The organism is Stenotrophomonas sp. 28608_Sma (assembly GCF_056486185.1).
Genome location: NZ_CM151308.1, coordinates 4,449,541 through 4,469,547 on the forward strand (window position 1 = coordinate 4,449,541; position 20,007 = coordinate 4,469,547).

General features: G+C 64.2%; 20 protein-coding genes and 1 tRNA gene. 5 read left to right on the forward strand and 16 right to left on the reverse strand.

Annotation, left to right across the window (positions count from 1 at the left end; all coding sequences use genetic code 11):
• Positions 1–2 precede the first annotated feature (2 nt).
• The 15 genes from ACZLHH_RS21010 to dtd all read right to left on the reverse strand — a co-directional run bounded on the left by ACZLHH_RS21010 (position 3) and on the right by dtd (position 13,676).
• The gene (locus ACZLHH_RS21010; protein WP_164212590.1) at positions 3–1,682 is read right to left on the reverse strand and encodes a D-Ala-D-Ala carboxypeptidase family metallohydrolase; all 1,680 of its coding nucleotides are present in this window, start codon (positions 1,680–1,682) and stop codon (positions 3–5) included.
• Between the two features lie 201 nt (positions 1,683–1,883).
• A complete protein-coding gene (locus tag ACZLHH_RS21015; RefSeq protein ID WP_197573094.1) occupies positions 1,884–2,600 on the reverse strand; it encodes a hypothetical protein in 717 nt (238 codons plus the stop codon).
• A 326-nt stretch (positions 2,601–2,926) separates the two neighbouring features.
• Positions 2,927–3,403, reverse strand: a complete 477-nt coding sequence (locus ACZLHH_RS21020) for a hypothetical protein (protein WP_051007174.1) — start codon at positions 3,401–3,403, stop codon at positions 2,927–2,929.
• Positions 3,404–3,431: 28 nt separating this feature from the next.
• The gene (locus ACZLHH_RS21025) at positions 3,432–4,013 is read right to left on the reverse strand and encodes an HNH endonuclease signature motif containing protein (RefSeq protein ID WP_478478738.1); all 582 of its coding nucleotides are present in this window, start codon (positions 4,011–4,013) and stop codon (positions 3,432–3,434) included.
• Positions 3,955–4,650 (reverse strand): phage antirepressor N-terminal domain-containing protein, encoded by a 696-nt coding sequence (locus tag ACZLHH_RS21030; protein WP_180845242.1) that lies wholly within the window; start codon positions 4,648–4,650, stop codon positions 3,955–3,957. Before ACZLHH_RS21030 ends, ACZLHH_RS21025 begins: the two co-directional genes overlap by 59 nt.
• Positions 4,650–4,880, reverse strand: a complete 231-nt coding sequence (locus tag ACZLHH_RS21035; protein WP_164115661.1) for a helix-turn-helix transcriptional regulator — start codon at positions 4,878–4,880, stop codon at positions 4,650–4,652. Before ACZLHH_RS21035 ends, ACZLHH_RS21030 begins: the two co-directional genes overlap by 1 nt.
• Before the next feature lie 528 nt (positions 4,881–5,408).
• Entirely contained in the window at positions 5,409–6,233 is an 825-nt protein-coding gene (locus tag ACZLHH_RS21040) for a hypothetical protein (RefSeq protein ID WP_180845241.1), read from the reverse strand.
• Between the two features lie 589 nt (positions 6,234–6,822).
• A complete protein-coding gene (locus ACZLHH_RS21045) occupies positions 6,823–7,092 on the reverse strand; it encodes a hypothetical protein (protein ID WP_180845240.1) in 270 nt (89 codons plus the stop codon).
• A 128-nt stretch (positions 7,093–7,220) separates the two neighbouring features.
• Entirely contained in the window at positions 7,221–7,421 is a 201-nt protein-coding gene (locus ACZLHH_RS21050) for a hypothetical protein (protein ID WP_180845239.1), read from the reverse strand.
• 14 nt (positions 7,422–7,435) lie between these two features.
• Positions 7,436–7,693: a hypothetical protein gene (locus ACZLHH_RS21055; protein WP_180845238.1), complete on the reverse strand. Its 258-nt coding sequence runs from the start codon at positions 7,691–7,693 to the stop codon at positions 7,436–7,438.
• Between the two features lie 349 nt (positions 7,694–8,042).
• Entirely contained in the window at positions 8,043–9,257 is a 1,215-nt protein-coding gene (locus ACZLHH_RS21060; protein WP_180845236.1) for a tyrosine-type recombinase/integrase, read from the reverse strand.
• 176 nt (positions 9,258–9,433) lie between these two features.
• Positions 9,434–9,509: transfer RNA gene (locus tag ACZLHH_RS21065), tRNA-Ile, on the reverse strand.
• A gap of 124 nt (positions 9,510–9,633) precedes the next feature.
• The gene (gene yjjJ / locus ACZLHH_RS21070; RefSeq protein ID WP_065428852.1) at positions 9,634–11,034 is read right to left on the reverse strand and encodes a type II toxin-antitoxin system HipA family toxin YjjJ; all 1,401 of its coding nucleotides are present in this window, start codon (positions 11,032–11,034) and stop codon (positions 9,634–9,636) included.
• 257 nt (positions 11,035–11,291) lie between these two features.
• Positions 11,292–13,145, reverse strand: coding sequence for an RNA polymerase sigma factor RpoD (rpoD, locus tag ACZLHH_RS21075; protein WP_014038623.1), 1,854 nt, complete (start codon positions 13,143–13,145; stop codon positions 11,292–11,294).
• Positions 13,146–13,235: 90 nt separating this feature from the next.
• A complete protein-coding gene (gene dtd / locus ACZLHH_RS21080) occupies positions 13,236–13,676 on the reverse strand; it encodes a D-aminoacyl-tRNA deacylase (protein WP_049401012.1) in 441 nt (146 codons plus the stop codon).
• 60 nt (positions 13,677–13,736) lie between these two features.
• Here dtd and ACZLHH_RS21085 point away from each other — a divergent pair, with 60 nt between their 5' ends.
• The 4 genes from ACZLHH_RS21085 to ACZLHH_RS21100 all read left to right on the forward strand — a co-directional run bounded on the left by ACZLHH_RS21085 (position 13,737) and on the right by ACZLHH_RS21100 (position 17,998).
• Positions 13,737–14,657 (forward strand): lauroyl acyltransferase, encoded by a 921-nt coding sequence (locus tag ACZLHH_RS21085; protein WP_049401011.1) that lies wholly within the window; start codon positions 13,737–13,739, stop codon positions 14,655–14,657.
• Between the two features lie 87 nt (positions 14,658–14,744).
• Positions 14,745–15,881, forward strand: a complete 1,137-nt coding sequence (ribA, locus tag ACZLHH_RS21090) for a GTP cyclohydrolase II RibA (RefSeq protein WP_180845235.1) — start codon at positions 14,745–14,747, stop codon at positions 15,879–15,881.
• A 75-nt stretch (positions 15,882–15,956) separates the two neighbouring features.
• Complete coding sequence (locus ACZLHH_RS21095) at positions 15,957–16,457, forward strand: PH domain-containing protein (protein ID WP_125892202.1); 501 nt, start codon at positions 15,957–15,959, stop codon at positions 16,455–16,457.
• Positions 16,454–17,998, forward strand: a complete 1,545-nt coding sequence (locus ACZLHH_RS21100; RefSeq protein WP_180845234.1) for a PH domain-containing protein — start codon at positions 16,454–16,456, stop codon at positions 17,996–17,998. Before ACZLHH_RS21095 ends, ACZLHH_RS21100 begins: the two co-directional genes overlap by 4 nt.
• A gap of 97 nt (positions 17,999–18,095) precedes the next feature.
• On the opposite strand, the gene ACZLHH_RS21105 is transcribed toward ACZLHH_RS21100, so the two are convergent.
• Entirely contained in the window at positions 18,096–19,154 is a 1,059-nt protein-coding gene (locus ACZLHH_RS21105; RefSeq protein WP_049461970.1) for a CDP-glycerol glycerophosphotransferase family protein, read from the reverse strand.
• Here ACZLHH_RS21105 and ACZLHH_RS21110 point away from each other — a divergent pair.
• Complete coding sequence (locus tag ACZLHH_RS21110; protein ID WP_180845233.1) at positions 19,153–19,971, forward strand: glycosyltransferase family 2 protein; 819 nt, start codon at positions 19,153–19,155, stop codon at positions 19,969–19,971. The genes ACZLHH_RS21105 and ACZLHH_RS21110 overlap by 2 nt on opposite strands.
• Positions 19,972–20,007 lie beyond the last annotated feature (36 nt).

The following is a 20,007-nucleotide window of genomic DNA, read 5'->3' on the forward strand; positions in this document are numbered from 1 at the left end:
GGTCAGTTCCAGAGATTGCTGTAGTTGGAAGAAGATGGCGTTGATGAAGGAGCTGCGCCTCCGTAGTGCTGACCAGCCCCTACAGCGGGCGCTGCGCTCTGAGCCCGCTCCTCGTCCGCCAAGGACTGTTCCACCGCAGACCTCCACTTCTTGTAGTGTGTCTTTACACGCTCAATGTTGTCTCTGATCTGAGCCTCAGACTGATTGGGATCGAGGTTGGCAATCGTTGATTGCAGCGCAACCAGCTCCTGTACCGCGATGGCGCCGAGCGCACCGCCCGTGGGCGACGAATCGCGCATCTGCTGCAGCCTGTCGAAGCCGAGGTTGGCCTTGATGGTTTCCAGTTCTGCAGCCAGGTTGTAGGAGGGGCTCCCCTCAACGCCACGAGAGCGAGCGCCTACGAAGCCAGTCGAATATGGGCTTACTAGACCGAGCGCCTTGTCCAGCGACGTCTCCACGTTCCCGGCGGCGGTCAGAGCCTGCCTGTACTGCTGGATACGCTTCGGACGCTGTGCTGCGTCCTTAGCCTGTGCTTCCGCCGCTGCTGTTCCGGCTGCCTGAGTGATCGCCCCCTGAGTCTTCACATCCTGCAGCTGACGCTCCTGATTGAGCTTGTTCGGGAAGTTGGCGTTCTCCACATTCGTCGTAGCCTGCGCAGTACGCGCAGCCTGGTCTTCGGGACTGCGACCAACTGCAAGTGCAGGATTAATATTGTTGGACGCGCCACGGGGAAGCTGCAGGTGGATGTGATCGCCCTCATCAATGGCCTGATAGCCCAGCTGGCGCGCACGGGAGATGAATGCAGGCTTCTGGTTGGTCGGGACGGCATAGTCTGCTGCAGTGCCATTGAGATGCTGGCTGTTGGGCTGCCCCCCGACCTGGGCATTCCGCTCGGCAGATCGGACGCCGCTCGTCATAGTCACAGCTGGGAATTCGGTCGCCAATTGGCTGAATGCAGCGAAGTGATTGCCGTCTGCCGGAGTAGCTACAGGCTGCGGACCAGTCGGGGCTTGCGGAGCAGCACCCATCCCAGCAGTGCCGCCCAGCGGCACAAATTCCCCAGTGGACTCGTCGTACACCTCACGCGATCCCGTACGCGGGTTATTCCGGCCCATGCGCTTAAGACCGTCCGCTCCTTGGAATTCGAAGAATCCATAACCAGCGTTGGAGGCGCGGCCATCCAATCCCAAATTGATGCGGCGTGCGCGCTCCACATCTTCTGGCTTGAGACCCTGAGTCATCATCTCAAAAGAGCGAACATCAGTAGGAGTTTGGGATGTCCCTCCGCCGCCCATTGCCAGCACCTGATACACGGTCTGCGCGTAGTCCGGCTGCCAATCGGGGGACAGGTCCTGCTCAGTAGCAATGCCTGCGTTGATGAGGCTCGGACGGACGGCACGCCACGCCCCAGAAATCTCAGCTGGGTTCTGCCGATCCAAGGCACCCTTGAGGTAGCGAGCCGCGTTGTAGACCATGTTTCGATTACGGTCCTGCTGCCCCTGATACACCTGGGCGCGCTGCGGATCGAGAGCAAACGCCCGATCTGTAGCCGCGCGATCGCCTGCGATCACCTTGGGACCCAGGTCCTGCAGCTCCGCCAGCATGTTCCGCTGCGTGACTGCCTTTTGGCGCTCAAGACCGTTCTGCATGCCTTGAGCGAAAGAATCGTAGAAGGTGGCCATTGGATTCGGGTACTCCGTCTGTAGTCGCCTGGCTGCGAGTGGGAAGGAGCGCCTGGCGCGCCTTCATCAGCAAAAAAAGAAGGCGGCAGCTCTCGGGGGCTGCCGCCTGGACCCGCCCTTGGGGGGACGTGGGGTCCTACTAGATAGGTCGGGATCTGGGTGTTTCTGACTCCCGCGTCCACTGGCGTCCACAGGGGTCTACTACTCGCAGAAAGCGCCCATTGCGGCGGCAACTCTCCGGCTGGCGCGGCCCAGCCATTCAAGCAGGCGCCTCTCAGCCGACTGGACCTCGGTACGAAACCGTTGTTCTTGGAGGGCCTGGTCTTTCGCCGACTCCCGATAGGACCGCTGAGGCCGACTCACCAGCAATCTCCGCGCCGCCTCCAACGCAGCCCATTCCGGATGGCCGCATGCGGTCATGTGCATACAGACCAACGGCCAGCTTCTCTCGTCACCGATGGCGTACAGCATCAGCCAGGCGCCAAGTGGACCGTCCAGTTGGGCATCCGCCAGAGCGTGCAGCACCAGCCTGCTCTGCCCCCTGACAGGCGCGGCCGTAAGCGAGCCCTGCGTCTTCCAGCTCCGTAGCTGGCGAGTACGATCAGCCGCAGCCGACGAGCGCATCATTGCCAACTGATCAAAATCCAGCACCGCTTGGCGATCCCTCGGGCTGAACCTATCCAGCGCTTGCTTGCGGGCCGCCGCCTGCGTCGGCAGGTACTTGGATGCGGCCTGCTCAATCGAGTGCACCCGATGGATAGGCAGGTACGCACCGTCATCCGGGCAGCACTCCTCGCTGGGGCTCCGCCTCGTCGCATGCCGGATTGCGGGCCGTGTTGGCGCCCCGAAGCCAAACGCACGAGCGATGCTCCTCACAACCAAATCGACTGCCTCGTTCTCCAGCAGCACCATCTCCAAGTACCGCTCATGTTCTCGAGATGCCATGGTCGGCCTCCCAGCACGACCCGTCCGCCAGACGGACTACTCCGCCTCGCGAACCGGTTCGCGCTTCTCCTTGGAGGCGTCCAGAAACGACCGCCGTGGCATGAAGCCCTAAAGCCAATGCTTTGAAGCAAGAAGAGCGCGCTCCGCTTGGTATATATCTAGAAGGGTGTACACATAGCGACCTCGAAGGGGTGTGGATAACCGCCTGACTGGCCTGCATTGCGACCTCGTAGGTCTCTATGCGGGCCAACTCATAGCGGGATTGGCCTGCATAGCGACCTAGTTGGCCTACATAGCGACTACCCATTGCGATTCCTCCACAGGTTCAGTGGAGTTACGGTCGGTGGCTCAAGGTGCTTTTCGGACTCATCGACGGCGTAATAGGTCAGCGCGTACAGGCTGCACATGTTCTTGCCACCTTTGCGCGTCTCGATGATCCAGCCTGCGGCGAGGAGCTCAAGCTTGGCGCCGTGCACCGTCGCCTTGCTCCTCCAACCACGGGTCGAGAGCATCGACCAGGGGATGCTCAAATCGCCGTTTTTGCCAGGCCTGTATTGCCGGGCCAGTTCCAGCAGCAGCTTTACGGCGTTACCAGATAGCTGGCCGAACTCCGGCGAGTCGGAAATCCTGTGTTCAAGCATCAGGAACGGCGCGCCCTTCGACCGCCCTACGAGCTTCTGGCGCCGCCTGTCAGTGTTCTTCTTGGGTTGCGCCTGGCCATAGCTTGCGCCGCCCTCTGGAGACCGCTGGGCGCGGTCTTGGCTTGTACTGTGCATGTGCCCCCCAAGGGCAAGGAACACGGCCTCAGCCGCGCTTAGGACGTTTGGCTCTACAGGTCGTCCCTGCGTCCACGTGACGCCAAGTCTTCTTCTTGCGGATGCACCTGATAGTTGAACTATTCACGCCGTAGCGGCGCGCCCAAACCTTGGTTGGAACGATTCCCACCGTGCGCAGGACCGCTTCCACCTCTGCAACGCTGAGCTTGCACTGTGAGGAGGGGCTGCCGAACTTGGCTATGTTCCGTGCGCGTTGAAGTCGGCGATTCTCCGAACCAGTCACCAATTGCAGGTTGTCCAGCCTGTTGTTCGACGAATCACCATCGAGGTGGTCCACCTCCATCCTCTTGGGTACAGGACCGTGGACGGCCTCCCACACGAGCCTGTGGGCATACCAGGTTGTGCAGGAACCACCTGCCCGGCGGTGAATGACCCTGATGTACCCGTCACGGTATCTCCGGCCTACTGTCCGCCCGCAGGCGCTCCATAGCTCCCCAGTACTCGGCGAGACGAGGAGACCGCTGGCGCAATGCAATAGCCTGTCAGTCACGCTAGGAAGCATTGGGGGCCTCCCAACCGATCTGCTGAGAGCTGCACCAAGTGGCTGCATGCTGCTCAAGGAGAGGCTTGCGCTCACGATATGGTCTGCCCTGCCCGATCCACACCGCGTTCTGCATCCTGAGCTCTTGCTGCAGCTTGAGCTGGTCTCTGGAAAGCGAGTCCTCACAGACACCGCCAAAGACCCCAGTGATGCAGTGATTCACGAGTCGATGCTCGGTAGCGTAGTCGTAACCCTTCGGGTCCCTGCCCAGCCCAACCAGGGTGTCGTGCAGGATCCGGCACATTACGGTGCCTGCGACACGCTTTGCCATTGCCGCATCCTGCCTCGTGCCATTTGAGAGGAATGCCGCTGCGAGAACGTCAGCCGCCTGCTCTTGGAACAGCACCACGCGCTCCCGAATGGCAGCCTTCACCTTGTTAGGGTTCACTGTGGCCAGCCAGAACGGGAGCCTAGACAGGGGCAATGCCTGCATCTGGCGACCTTTGCCATCACCGGCAACCATCCCCCTTAAGGTAGACAGTTGCCGGGCCAACACGGGGTGAGATTTCAGCTTCTCGAGCTGCTTGGACCAATCCAGCCCCATACCTTCCACGATGGGCCGCATGGCGACAAAGGGTTGTCCTTGGTGGAGACGGCCGATGAGTTCGGCACCGTGGAACTCGACGTGGACGATTCCAGTAGCCATTAGGCGGCCCTCCCCTCTTCGCAACGGGAGTCGATCCAGCACCTCACCGCCTCCGAGTCCCAGGCAGACAAGCGCGCAGCTACTCGGATAGGTCGGGGGAACCGACCATCCTTCGCCATCTTGTAGATGAGAGAGCGGGACATACCGCAAGCCGCGATCACCTCGGGCAGGCGCATTAGGGTTCGGCCCTGAGCGGCCACGCGCCCAAGCCGGATAGCATCGGAGGTCATACCGAGGTCTCCTTATGCTGAGCCCAAGCCCGGCGGGCCGTGTCCGGCACCCGGTACTCAGTGAGGGAGTAAGAGCCGTAGCTGTCACGCCTCCGAACGCTGACAGCGAGAAGGAGCCCGCGCTCGATCAAGCCCCAGGCATCCTTACGGCCCGGCTTGGTCTCGGCATGGGGGTGATCTGCGGTCCAGCCACCGAGGTCCAGCAGACGTCGCTGATCTGGGCTCAGATCGGAGAAGTCGAATCCGCTCATTGAACGGCCTCCCGGACTTCCCTCGCCAGTCGCGCGGGAAGCGTGTACAGGCTATCCAGGTACACGAAGCGGCGACGGCCAATACTGACGGTCTCAAGAAGGCCTGCATTCGCCAGCTCGTAAGCCTTGGAGCGACCAATGCCGACTTTTGCGCATTCCGGAATGAAGGGCCGGAAGTCCCGTTGTCCATGTGTATCCACTGACTGCACCGTGTGGCCGCTGTGCGGCGGGTGCAACTATTAATGATCAGCTTCCCGCAGCATTGGTCACGCTGCTATCAGCGTGACACTCTGCCTGCATCGTTACGGAACTGCCGCTCCCACAATGACATCTTATTCTTGAGAGTGCCGTCGACGAGATCGGGGAAACGCAGCTGCATTGCCCTCCGGAAGTCTGCCGGCTTGGGCATAGAGCTACGATCATCTCGCCACTTTGACCATTCGGTAAACACCGCAGACCACATGTCGCGGCTCGGATCCTTGGACCACCGAAGAGACGCCGATGTTCTGGCGCTTTCGCTCTTCGCTCCTTTAATCACGATCTGGCGTACGGAGTCTGCCTCCCCATTTCTCAGGACAGATAGGTATCCATAGACCGCCGAGGCCTGCATCAGATAGCAGATCGGGAGATCATCGATACCGTGGTCATAGCCAAAATCGAGAGCTGAGAAGGTCGCTCTCAGCAGATATGCCGCACAGAACCTAGCTGGCGTCACCTCGAAGGCCTCGATTCCAAGCTCTGCGTCCCCGAGTAGGAACGAATCCTTGCTAAGAGACTCAAGAACAAACGGCAGCAATGCTAGATGGCTCACCCTCAACGCTGTCTCCGACGTCCATGCCACGGGTTCGCCATGCTCATCCCTGAGCAAACCCGCAAAAGCACCGGCGTGCAGCATTGCATCAGCAAGTTGAAGAATCGCTCGAACGCCCTCGGCGCGAACGCCTTCTAGCGCCGACCTCGCATCTTCCACCATCTCTTTAAGCACCCCGAACGCCAACCCCTCATCGTAATCACGAGTGAGGAGGTCGCCTGGTTCCCAAGATCCTTCATCGAAAAACGCAACTGGGCTGTCTTTAAAGAAGTCAAAAGGCTCACGATTCACTACTACTATCCTCCACGGGATTAGTCTGGCTTGCGGGCCTTACTCACTGGCGGAGATGCGTGAGGACTCTCCAGCACCAATCGGGGCTTGCTTCTCGATTCTGGAATAAGACTGGCCACAGTGGAATCTCGAAGCAGGCCGTAGCTGTCCGCTGTCAGGGTTGATAGCTGACTAAGTGCTTCTTCCAGTTGAGATTCCTCATAGTCCTTCCCATTACCTCTGGCGCCGGCTCCGAGCCTCAGCAATTCCACCAAAGGTGAACCAGCTCCAAAGAATCCGTTGAGAATTCCCCTCTGTTCCTCGGTGACAGCGGCGCCGTGGGCCTCAATGGCTGAAAGAACCAAGTTCGCCAGGTGAGCTTCCCGCAAGAATTCGTGGCTAGTCAGAGCTGCACAGAAGGCCTGCACAAATGCAAGGGAACACACCCTTCCCACCTCACGGCCCATCAGGTGGCCATGGACCTCCGGCATGCGCCAGTAGTCCCCAAGCTTGGCGTGGCTCTGGCGGTAGAACGGCAAGCGCTGGATGGGGTTTGCACGGGTCCGATTGAATCGGACCGGTCGTCTATGCCGGGGTGTGATTGATCGATTCACGCGGTCCTCCTGGTCTTCGTAACGGCAATTACCGCAGCCAGAATGGGCACCGACTCGCGCGGCAGCGATTGTCCTTGATCGATGAGCGACAGGCAGTACACGTAAAGTCCTCCACCACCTCGGTCCTGCACGAAGCGAACAACAGGCTCTCCGTTGAGATCTACGACGTAGACGCCGTCATATCCCCATCGGGTAACACCGAGATCGACCAACAGAACGTCGCCAGCCTCCAAGGCTGGTGCGTTCAGATCATCCTTGACGGACACGTAGGCGACACTTGCCCCAGTGCGCTCGCCGGCCGAGCAGTCACCCACACAGACCGCCTCCATGGCCGTCGACTGACTGACGAGCCCTCCTCCGTTAGAGCTTGTTACAGCTTGGCTGATTGCCCGGCTCACAGGACCTCCTCGATCTTCTTGGCAACAGCGGTGGCCCTTTCGTTGACCAAATTGACCACAGCCCGAACCGCAGGATGGATCGCCGACTCTCCCATCTCGCCGGAGTTGAGGAGCAGGTCGGTTACACCCTGGATATCCCATACAGCCTGTGCTGCATCGTTAAGCGCATGGCGCAGCTCAGTGAGACGCTCTTTCATCGCTGTCGCTTCCATTAGTCGACCCTCGATGCACGGCGGAGTGCTTGGGATTGCTCCAAGAGATGGTCCAGAACGGCAAGATCATCGAACGAGGGAACCGAGTCGTTCTCCATGCAAGTCTTGAAGAAGGAGCGAACAAAACTGACGTAAAGGCTGGCGTCGCCAAGTGCGTGCAGTGTGTCGATGCCGGCGCAGATCTTGTACGTGGGCGCGTTGTCCTGCACTGGGATCCCGCCATACGTGGCCTCAATGGTCACTTCAGAAGCAGCCATAGATCACCTCCAGGCATGTAGCGACCGAAGGGGAAGCAGTGGCCAAAGCCAGGGCGGCGACAAACAGCGCCGTGCAAAGCTTGTATGTGTTCGCGTCGTCGTTGAGGGCAAGCCAGCGGTGGACTCGGACGAGCGTGATTGGGCGAGTTGCCCGGATGGTGTTTGATGGCCATTTTTTGGCCAAACGCGCCCGTTCAGGCGCAACAAGTACAATGCTGCAATCCATGATCGACTCTCCAATAGTCGGTTGTGGTAGGCCGAGCTAGGGGTTCCAGCCCCTTTCTCGGCCGCTTTGTTTATGCGGCTGTGCTTCTTTGTTCGGCCCTCCTCAAAGGCCTGTCTCCGGTGGTTATGCGCGCTTGGCTTTGAAGGCCAGCACGTTCGGTTCTGTAACGCGCAGCTGGTCGAGATAGTCAGACCAAGCCTGCATCATCTTCCGGCGTTCCGGCAGGTGGGTTGCCCGGTTGTAGGCCCGCCCAAGCGGATCCTTTACGGCATGCGCCAACTGATGCTCGATGTAGTCCGGGCGATAGCCAAGCACTTCGTCCAGCACGGTTCTTGCCATCGCTCGGAAGCCATGGCCAACCATCGTGTCTGAGTCGAAGCCAAGGTTTCGGAGCGCCGCGTTCATCGTGTTCTCGCTCATTGGCTTTAGCGAGCTGCGGACGCCAGGGAAGACAAATTCGCTCCGCTTCGTATACGGGTACAGCTCCCGGAGAACCTCAACGGCCTGATCGGACAGAGGGACGATGTGCGGCGTTTTGGTCTTGCTGGTGACGTAGCGCCACTCTGCAGCATCGAGGTCGATGTCAGCCCACTTCGCCTGCCTAAGCTCCCCAGGGCGAACAAACACCATTGGGGCCAGCTTTAGAGCGGCTTGCGTGACCAGTGCCCCCTGGTAGCCCCACAGCGCGCGCAGGAGGCCTCCTATAACGGCAGGATCAGTCACGCTGGCAAAGTGCTTGGTCTGAGGCTGTTCAAGCGCTCCTGTCAGGTCCTGAGCGGGATTTCTGTCAGCACGCCCCGTAGCTATGGCGTAGCGGAAGACCCGCCCAGCATGTGCCCGGGCGCGATGCGCGGTTTCTACAACACCGCGCTGTTCCAACTTCCGCAGCGCAGCCAGCAGTACGGGGGCGGTGATGTCCCCAATAGGCAAATCCGCCAGTCCAGCCAGATCCTTCTCGATCAGCCGACGCTCACGCACAACCGATCCAGGGGAAAGGCCCTCCTTCGTTCGCTTGGCGAGCAACTCCAAGCCGATGGCTCCGAAGGTGTTCGCGGCCCGTTCTCCTTGGACTGCCTTTTCGACCCTGGCCACTTGAGCGGGATTAGCCCCGCCGCGCAGGAGCGAGCGCAGACGGTCGCGTTCGACGCGGGCAGCCTGCAGCGACATCGACGGGTACTCATCGAGCGTGACGATGCTGGCCTTTCCCAGATAGCGGTAGCGGTAGCGCCACACCTTGGCTCCCGAGGGGCGCACTTCAATGCACAAGCCGTTGGCATCAGCCACACGGAAGGGGCTGGCCTTCGGCTTGAGCGAGCGCAACTTGGTGTCGGTCAGCATGTGAGTCGAGCGCCTGTGAGTCGTTTAGGGGCGTCTAGCCCGCTGACACACAGCCTGACTCACTTTTTTTGTGGATGCAAGTGGATGCCGGTGGACGGCGCTGGATGCCTCGCAAGGGTTAAATCAAGCAACTCAAGGGATTTGCGGACGTCTCTGGACTTAGCCGGACGTCAATGTGGTGGGCCCACCAGGATTCGAACCTGGAACCAAGGGATTATGAGTCCCCTGCTCTAACCGTTGAGCTATAGGCCCTGCGCAGCGTCACAGTGTAGTGGAGCCTGCGCTCAACCGGCTACCCGCCGGCGCCAAGACACACTGAAAAACCCTCAGCCATCGCTGCGCAACGCCACGCGCCCAGGCTTGCGCAACAGCTGGCTCACCCAAACCGCGCGCCCATCTCCCGCACCCGCTCGGCGTTCGCCCCCGCCAACGACCGCATTGCCGGCGACTGGATCCGCCCGTCAACAGCCACGCACTGCCAGAATGCTTCAGCCACCGGTGCCGCCCAGCGCAGATGCTGCAGATCACCACTGCCCAGCGGCGCGACCGGCGACAGCGGCTCGTCCGCGCGCAACACGCCCAGCTTTGACGGCGCCAGCGACATCGGCAGCATGTCGTAGACCGGCGCCAGCGGCAGCGGGCCGCGATCAATGAAGTGGAAGGCGATGTTGCCGTGGTGCATGTCGCTGTTGCCGATCAGCCGCCCGAACGCATGGCGTCGGCCCATCGCCTGCACGGTGTCGGCCGTCAGCCAGCCTTGATCACGCAGTTCGGCGCCTGCAACCGGCCACGCTGGGGTGACCTCGCCGGTGAACGCAGACGATAGCGACAGCAGCGAGACCAGGCCTCGCCGCCCCAGCAGATCGGGCGTGCGGTCGAAGCGCTCGATTTCCAGGAAGGTGTGCGTGGGCGACTGCAGCAGTTCGCTGGACGCCGCGGCTTGTCCGGACTCGCGCAGGGCCTCAAGCGCCAGATGTTCGCAGACCAGCAGATCGCTCCAGCGCTGGGCGGCGGCGCCTTCATCGGGCTGCGCGAACTTGACCAGGACCGAGCGGCGCCTGCCGTAGGCCTCTACGGTGGCGGTGAACTTGGGTTGCTCGCCACCCGGCGAGGAGCCCACGTCCTCTCCGTCCAGCGCAGCACGCGCACGCTCGCGATACTGTGCAAGACGATCGTCGGCCGCAACCCGATCGATCGGCACCTGCAACGTCTCCATCGCCGCCTCCACGGCGGCGGTACCGAGCAGCAGATCGCCCGCTTCAGTCCCGCCAGCGGTTACCAGGGCCATCAACACATCGTCCGGTTGCCAGCTCTTGAGGTCCTTCGGCAGGCCGAGCGCCTGCGCACGGCCATGGGCGAAGCTGCGACCAAGAAATCCCTGCGGTCGCAGGTCATCCAGGTACCACGGCAAGTCAGGAAAGAAGGCGGCAACGTCACCTTCGGGCGCGCGTCGCAGGTTCGGGCAGTCAGGCCCGGCATCGACGTGGAAGCCCCCTCCTACCAGCGCAATTACCCGCCCCAGCTCCTCCAGCGTCGCATCTTCGCGCAGCCGGTACAGCGGCCATTCGCTGCCGGCCCGGGTGGGCCGCCGCAGTGCATAGGCGGTTGCCCGGGTGCTGCCCATGCGCACCACCTGCGGGCCACTGGCGGCCACCAGCCGGCTGAGTGCCATCCGGTCCACCCCCAGACGCTCGGCCAGCGCCGCGGCAGGTAGCGGCTGGCCGGGGGCCAGCTGAGCGATCAGATCCAGTACCTGTGGGCGTTGAGCGCGTGGCATGTGCATTACGTAATACGAAATTTGTTACGTAATTAGCATCAAAAAAGCGGGGCTGCAAGCGCGGCCGTGCACCTATGAGCTTGAAAATAATGGGCATATTCACGAATAGCCAGCTTCGACGCGGGTCTTTGTTACATTATTTGTTACGTAATCATAACCCTCAGCCGAGCATGGGCTGGGCTTTGCAGGGATATGGTGACCAAAGAAAAACCCCGCCGAAGCGGGGTTTCTCTCAACGCTTCAACAGCCGCTGGAAATCAATCGATATCCAGGAAGCTGCGCAGCTGCTCCGAGCGGCTCGGGTGACGCAGCTTGCGCAGGGCCTTCGCTTCGATCTGGCGGATGCGCTCGCGGGTCACGTCGAACTGCTTGCCGACTTCCTCAAGGGTGTGGTCGGTGTTCATGTCGATACCGAAGCGCATGCGCAGCACCTTGGCTTCCCTCGGGGTGAGGCCGGCCAGCACGTCGCGCACGGTTTCAGACAGGTTGATGTTGGTGGTGTTCTCGATCGGGGACTCCACGTTGGTGTCCTCGATGAAGTCGCCCAGATGGGAATCCTCGTCGTCGCCGATCGGGGTTTCCATCGAGATCGGCTCCTTGGCGATCTTCATCACCTTGCGGATCTTGTCTTCCGGCATGTCCATTTCCTTGGCCAGCTCCTCCGGCGTAGCCTCGCGGCCGTACTGCTGGAGCATCTGGCGGGAAATGCGGTTCAACTTGTTGATCGTCTCGATCATGTGCACCGGAATACGGATGGTGCGCGCCTGGTCGGCGATCGAGCGGGTGATCGCCTGGCGGATCCACCAGGTGGCGTAGGTCGAGAACTTGTAACCGCGGCGGTACTCGAACTTGTCCACGGCCTTCATCAGGCCGATGTTGCCTTCCTGGATCAGGTCGAGGAACTGCAGGCCGCGATTGGTGTACTTCTTGGCGATCGAGATCACCAGGCGCAGGTTGGCCTCGACCATTTCCTTCTTGGCCTTGCGCGCCTTGGCTTCACCGTAGGCCATGGCACGGCTGATTTCCTTCAGCTCTTCCAGGTCCAGCTGGGTCAGCTTCTCGATGTCGATCGTCGCCTGCTGTTCGGCGATGATCTGGTCCTTCACTTCACGCAGGGCCGACGACCACTTCTGCTTGCGCTTCAGTGCGTCTTCCACCCACTCCAGGTTGGTCTGGTTGCCTTCCCAGGAACGGATGAAGTCCTTGCGCGGCATGCGGGCGGTGACAGTGGCCAGGTTCAGCACGCGGCGCTCGTGGGCCTTGATCGACGCCATGGTGTCGCGCAGCTGCTTGGTCAGCACGTCGGTCAGCGGCAGCGGCAGCTTCAGGGTGACGAACACCGCCGACATCTCTTCGCGCAGGCGCGGCAGGTTCTTCTTGTCGCCCTTGGTCGCCGCCTTCTTGAAGGCGTTGAAGGCATCGCTCAGCGCCTGCATGCGCGCAGCGACTTCCTCCGGGTCCGGACCGGTCGGTGCGGCTTCTTCCTCGCCACCCTCGACATCATCGTCCTCGTCCTCGTCGCCTTCGGCGTCGGCATCGCTGCTGTCATCGGCAGCAGCCGCCGGCGGCGCCGGCTCTTCGTCGGCCAGGTCGTTGAAGCCAACGATCACTTCGGCCAGGCGCTTCTTGCCTTCCTTGTGGGCTTCGTAGTCGGTCAGCAGCGACTCGACCGAGACCGGGAACTGGCCCAGGGCGGCCTGGACCTGCGAAAGGCCTTCCTCGATGCGCTTGGCAATGGCGATTTCGCCTTCGCGAGTCAGCAGCTCGACGGTGCCCATTTCGCGCATGTACATGCGCACCGGGTCGGTGGTACGGCCACCTTCGGTGTCGAGCGCGCTCAGCGCGGCGGCAGCTTCTTCGGCCGCGGTGTCATCGACTTCGCGGTTACCGGTGTTGCCATCGTTGAGAAGCAGGGTTTCCACATCCGGCGCAACTTCATGGACATCGATGCCCATGCCGTTGATCATGCCGATGATGTCTTCGATCTGTTCCGGGTCGACCATGTCGTCCGGCAGATGGTCATTGACTTCGGCGTAGGTCAGGTAGCCCTGTTCCAGGCCCTTGCTGATCAGTTGCTTGATTTCGGATTGGGCAGGACGTTCGTTGGCCATGTAGTGCTCGCGCCACCGGCTAGGGAGAAATAGGGAACGTAGCATTATACCAGCCCGGGGCCCCGCCTGCCGGGCGGTGGTCCCGCAGGCTCAGGGCCTGAGAAGGAAGGTCACGGGACCGTCATTGACCAGGCTGACGACCATATGGGCACCAAATCGGCCCGTTTCCACCCCTGGTGCGTGATTTTCACGACAGATCTCGACAAATCGATTGAACCCGCGTTCAGCCTCGTCCGGCGGTGCGGCGCTGGTGAAGCTGGGCCGCATGCCCGAACGGGTATCGGCCGCCAGGGTGAACTGGCTGACCAGCAGCAGGCCGCCGCCGGTGTCGCGCAGCGAGCGGTTCATCTTCCCGGCCTCGTCGGCGAACACCCGGTAGCCCAGCAGGCGCTCGGCCATGCGCCGCAGCTGGGCCTCGGTATCGCCCGGTTCCATGCCCACCAGCGCCAGCAGGCCCGGACCAATCTGGCCGACCGCTTCGTCATCGACGTGGACGGCAGCCTGGCTGACACGCTGGATAAGGACGAGCATCGTGGGCTCCAATGAACGGGGCCGGCCACGATAGCAGCGCCCTTGGCTAAACTGGCGCAGATGAATCCGCAACGCAAAGCCCGGCTGGTCTACCGCGCCACCACCCTGTTCGCCCGCCTGCCCTGGCCGCTGCTGCGGGGAATCGCCCGTGCCCTGTCCTGGACCTGGATCAGTCTCAACGCCCGTGAGAGCCGCGTCACCCGACGCAACCTGGAGCTGGCCTACCCGGACCTGGACCGCGCCACGCGCGACCGCCTGCACCGCGATCTGCTGCGCTCCACCGCCCTGCAGGCCATCGAGACCCTGCGCCTGTGGAGCCAGGCGCCGGCGGACAACCTGCGCCTGCATCTGAAGCAGCGCCACGGCGAGGCCCTGTACGACGCGGCCCTGGCCAGCGGCAAGGGCGTGATCGTGGCCGCACCGCACTTCGGCAACTGGGAGCTGCTGAACCAGTGGCTGGCCTCGCGCGGGCAGATCGCCATCGTCTACAAGCCGCCGGAGGACGAAGCCAGCGATGCCTTCCTGCAACTGGTGCGGGGCGGCCAGAACGTACAGCAGGTGCGCGCCGAAGGCCCGGCCGTGCGCCAGCTGTTCAAGGTGCTCAAGGACGGCGGTGCCACCGGCATCCTGCCCGACCAGCAGCCCAAGGCCGGCGATGGCGTGTTCGTGCCGTTCTTCGGCGTGCAGGCGCTGACCATGACCCTGGTCAACCGGCTGGCCGAGCGCACCGGCGCCACCGTGCTGTATGGCTGGTGCGAGCGCATCGGCCCGGACATGGAATTCGCCCTGCACATCGAACCGACCGACCCCGCCGTGGCCGACCCCGACCCGCAGGTGGCCGCCACCGCGCTCAATGCCGGCATCGAGCGCATTGCCCGCCGCGATCCGGCGCAGTACCAGTGGACCTACAAGCGCTATACGCTGCGGCCACCGGGCAGCGGCGAGGAAGACCCGTACGCGACCGAAGAGCATCCGCACTGACGGCCGCCGCACCCAGGCCCATCCGGCCCCTGCGACCGGCGGCCGCACCACGTTGAATACGACGCCGGCGCCCCCATAGAGACTGCGATGTCCAACTCCCCCGGTCCTGCCATGTCTGCTGCTTCTTCCCTGTTCGGCGATCCGGCCGCGATCCGCTGCGAGCGCGCGGTGGCCGAACTGCGTGCCGGTCGCCCGGTGCTGCTCCACGATGGCCAGGGCCAGCGCCTGGCGGTGATCGCGCTGGACAGCGCCACGGCCAGCAGCTTCGCTGCCTTCGCCAATGCCGCCCGCGAGCGCCATTACCTGTTCCTGACCGCCACCCGCGCCCGTGTGCTTGGCGTGGAGGCCCCGCAAGGTGCGCGCCTGCCGCTGGCCGGTGTTGCCTTCGATGCCCTGCCCTCGCTGGGCTACCTGCGTGAACCGGGCCCGATGCCGGACGGCTGGAGCGCCGGTGACGCCTTCGATGCAGGCGCGGTGGAACTGGCCCGCCTCGGCCTGTTGCTGCCGGCGATGGTGGCGGTGCGCCTGGACGCAGAAGACCGCACCTTCGATGGCGCGGCCGAGGTTGCGCTGTGCGACCTGGCCGAGGGCGCAGCACATGCCGCGCATGACTACGAACTGGTGGCGCGTTCGCCGGTACCGCTGCGCGATGTCGGCATGACCACGTTCGCGGTGTTCCGTGGTGGCGTCGCCCAGCGTGACCAGGTCGCGATCATCGTCGGCGAACCGGATCTGTCGGCGGTGGTACCGGTACGCGTGCACTCCTCGTGCCTGACCGGCGACCTGTTCGGTTCGCTCAAGTGCGACTGCGGCGACCAGCTGCGGCGCGGCCTGCGCAAGCTGAAGGAACTGGGCGGCGGCGTGCTGCTGTACCTGGACCAGGAAGGACGCGGTACCGGCATCGCGGCCAAGATGCGTGCCTACGGCTACCAGCATGACGGCCTGGACACCATCGATGCCGATGCACAGCTCGGCTTCGGCGCCGACGAACGGCGCTACGGCAGCGCGGTGGCGATGCTGCGCGGCCTGGGCATTTCGCGCGTGGCCCTGCTCAGCAACAACCCGACCAAGGCGCAGCGCCTGCGCAACGCTGGCATCGAGGTGCTGGACTGCATTCCGGTCACCGGCGAGATCACCGCCGAGAACGAGCACTACCTGCGCACCAAGGCTGATCGTGCCGGCCACATGCTGGATGTGGACGCGCTGATCCAGGCTGCCCAGTAACGCAGCCGACCTGCTACCGTCTGCGCGGTGCGGCCACGGCCGCCACCGCCCGCCCTGCCACCTGACGGAGCCCGCGTGACCGACGTTCCCCTTACTGCTCCGACCACCGATGCCTGGCAGTCGCTGCCGCGCCGCGCCGCGCGGCTGGCCGCACTGGAAGGTGCCTTCGGCGGCCTGTTTGTGCCGGGCCTGCCGCTGGCCGCAGCCGCGTGGTTCTTCGACCTGCCCGGCGGCCTGTGGACGGCCGCCCTTGGGCTGCTGGTGGGGGCTGCATGTGGCGCGTGGCTCGGCCACCGCCGCCTGGTCCGCACCCGTTGGCGGCTGGACGCACAGGGCCTGGGCCTGCGCCGTGACCTGATGTGGCAGCTGGAAACCCGCATTCCCCTGTCGCGCGTGCAGCACCTGGACCTGCGCCGTGGACCACTGGAACGCCGTGCTGGCCTGGCCACGCTGATCGTGCACACCGCCGGCACCCGCATGAGCGCGGTGACCGTCAGCGGCCTGGACGAGGCGGATGCCGAGCGCCTGCGCGATACCCTGTCCCACCAGCTCGACCAGGACGCCGACGCCCTGTGAGCCTGCCACCGCCTCTGCCTGCAGCACTGCCCGCCGGTGGCGAGGACCACCGCCTGCATCCGTGGTCGTGGTTGTTCGTACTGTTGATGCAGTTGCGCCATTACTTCCTGCCGCTGGTCGCACTGCTGGTGTTCGGCCAGCGCGGCGACCGCGACCCGATGTGGGCGCAGCTGATTCCGCTGACGGCAATTGCCGCACTGGTACTGGTGTCGGTGCTGCAGTACCTCAGCTACCGCTACCGTATCGGCAGTGATGCGATCACCGTGCGCAGCGGTCTGCTCGCGCGCAACCGGCGCGAGATTCCGTTCGCGCGCATCCACAACGTGGAGGTGCGACAGAACCCGCTGCACCGTCTGTTTGGTGTGGCCGAGCTGCGCCTGGAATCAGCCGGTGGCGTGCGCCCGGAAGCGGAGATGCGGGTGCTGAAGCTGGACCAGGCGCTGGCGCTGGAACGGCTGGTCCGCCAGCGCGGGCAGGCGCCGCAGGCCGCCGGCATCACCGAGCTCGACCCGGTTGCCAGCACCGCGACTGAGAACGAGCAGGTACTGCTGCGCCTGTCGAGTTGGGACGTGGTACGCATGGGCCTGCTCTCCAACCGCGGCTGGGCGCTGGCGATCGCCGCGTTCGGCGTGCTGTTCCAGACCGTGCCACGGCCGGTGATGGACGATGCCCTCCAGCGCGGTGGACGCGAAGCCTTTGGCTACGCCAGCCATCTGCACCCCGGCGTGACCGGCGCGTTTCTGCTGCTGGCTGCCGCGCTGCTGCTGGGCTGGCTGGCGCTGCGCGTGCTGTCGGTGGTGCTGACCCTGCTGCGCTACCACGGCTTCACCCTCAGCGAGCAGGACCGACGCCTGACCGTATCGGCCGGTCTGCTCAGCCGCACCCGCAGCAGCGTGGCGCGCCGGCGCATCCAGGCCTGGACGCTGCGCGAAGGTACTTTGCAGCGCTGGTTCGGGCTGCGTCAGCTGCGCATCGACAGTGCCGCCGGTGGCCCCGCGCGCGATGAGGACCGCGCCCTGCGCGAACTCGCGCCGCTGGCGTCCAGTACACGTTGTGAGCAGCTGGTGCAGCACCTGCTGCCGCAGCTGCAGTGGCCTCCGCTGCAATGGCAGTCCATTCCGCAGCGCGGCTGGTGGCGGCTGTGCCTGGGCGCACTGGTGCTGGTGCCGCTGCTGGCTGCGGCCGCGTACTGGCGCTGGGGATCGTGGGGGCTGCTGGTGCTGGCGTGGCTGCCGGTGGCGCTGCTGGTCGCGCACCGGCAGATGGCACGCATGGGCTGGTATCTGGACGACCACTATGTGGCGGTGCGGGGCGGCTGGTGGAAGCGCTGGTGGCGCTGGGCCGAACTGGACAAGGTGCAGGGACTGCGCCTGCAGCGCTCGCCGCTGGACAAGCTGCTCAGCACCAGCAGCCTGCAGCTGGATACCGCCGGCGCGCACGGTGATGTGGCGCTGACCCTGCACCATCTGCCGCGGGCACAGGCCCAGCAGCTGATGGAGCAGCTGGCCGCGGCACTGGCTCGGCGCAAGCTGCGCTGGTAAGCACTACAGGTCGTGCCGATCGCCGGCCGGCAACTGCCGCCATTCCCGAGGTTGCCGGCCAGCGGCCGGCACTACCGCGAGCGGGGTCAGCGAGGCATCAGCGCTGCGACGGGCCCCAATACCCCAGGTCCTTGCGGATCTGCAGATCGCGCACCCAGCTGCCGAATGGCTTGCGCCGCAACGCACCCATTTCACCAGACAGGAAATCCTCGGTGGCCGCGATCACCCGTTCACTGGAGCGGCCATCGCGGTAAGGGTGGATGGCATCGGCGTAGCGCACGATTTCCGCCTGCAGCGCGGCGTCCGGGTGCAGCGCGCGCTGCAGCATCGCCTGCAGCTGCGCAGGATCATCGAAGTCGATCATGTGCGGCTTCGGCACGCGGTTGCGGAAGGTCACCACCGGCTTGTGCTGCACGATGAACTCCGAAACGATCGATGAGGTGTCCGACACCAGCACATCGGCGGCACGCTGCGCGGCCATCACCTGCTCCGGCTCGATGAAGCGGGCATTGGCACCGGCCAGCGCGCGGTAGCGTTCGAACAGTTCCGGTGGGCACTTCGGGTGCAGGGTCAGCAGCCAGTAGTGGTCACCGGCGGCGATATCAGCGGCGATCTGCGCATGCAGGTGCGGAGCCGCGCTGAGCCGCTCGGTGAAGGTGGAACCGAACAGGATCACCGGGCGGTCACCGGCCGGTGCGCGCAGCGCGGAACTCTCGCCTCCGTCATCGCGGAACAGCGGGTCCAGCTTCGGCCAGCCAGTCTCGGCCACGGCGAAGTGGCCCTGCAGGCTGGCGATCTCGCGGAACGGTGCGGTCGTGGCCGGCCCCTGCGTGCAGTACAGGTCGAACATGCCGCGCACCCGGAAGTGGCCGCGCGCACTGTCCCGCTTCTCCACGTTGAAGCCATGGAACAGCTGCACCTTGGCCCCCGAAAGGAAGGTCGGCACCCAGTTGGCCGCGCTGAACACCGCCCGCGGACGCATTGCCAGGGCCTGCTTCAGGCCCACGTTGGGCACCCCCGGCAGGCTGCTGCCGGCCGCGCCGTCCTCGAACCAGGCCGCCACCTCCTGCCCTGACGCGTGCAAGGCCTGCGCCAACGGGGCGAGAATAGGCAGCGCATAGCGCTCCGTCGCAAACAACAGGTACCCGGCCATCATGTCCTCCACGACCGCTCCCATCGAACGGCCTCGCATCTCGGCGTGCATTATCGCGTTCAACGAGGCCGGGCGCATCGGCGACTGCCTGGCCTCGCTGGCCTTCTGCGATGAGATCGTGGTGGTGGACTCGCAGTCCACCGATGCCACCGTAGCCATCGCCGAGTCCGCCGGTGCCCGCGTGCTGCAGCGCCGGTTCGAGGGCTTCCGCAGCCAGAAGGCGTTCTGCGTCGAGCAGGCCAGCCACGACTGGGTGCTGTGCCTGGACGCCGACGAGCGCATCAGCCCCGAACTGCGCACCGCCATCGAGCAGGCCCGCGACGGTGGCTTCGGCGGCCAGGCCGGCTACCGCTTCGCCCGCCTCTCGGAGTACTTCGGGAAGTTCCTGCGCCATGGCAATGCCTACCCGGACCGGGTGATGCGCCTGTTCGACCGCCGCCGCGGCGGCTGGCGCGGCAAGCGCGAGATCCACGAGGCGGCCAGTGCCGACGGTAGTGTGGGCACCCTGCGCGGCGACCTGATCCACTATCCGTACCGGTCATTGCAGCAGCAGCTGGCCAAGACCGAGAAGTACGCGCGGATGATGGCCGAGCACGAGTTCGCACGCGGCAAGCGGGCCACGCTGGGCAAGCTGGTGCTGGCGCCGGCCTGGCGGTTCTGGCGCGGCTTCCTGTTCCGTGGCGGCTTCCGCGACGGCTGGCACGGCCTGGTCTACGCCTACGTCCGCGCCAACTACGTGCGGCAGAAGACCATCATGCTGTGGATGCTGGGCAATGGACAGGCGGTGGCCGACCCGGCGCCTTCCGCGGACCGGCCTTGACCACGCTGTGTCACACTGCGTGGGCGTTGCCTGAAG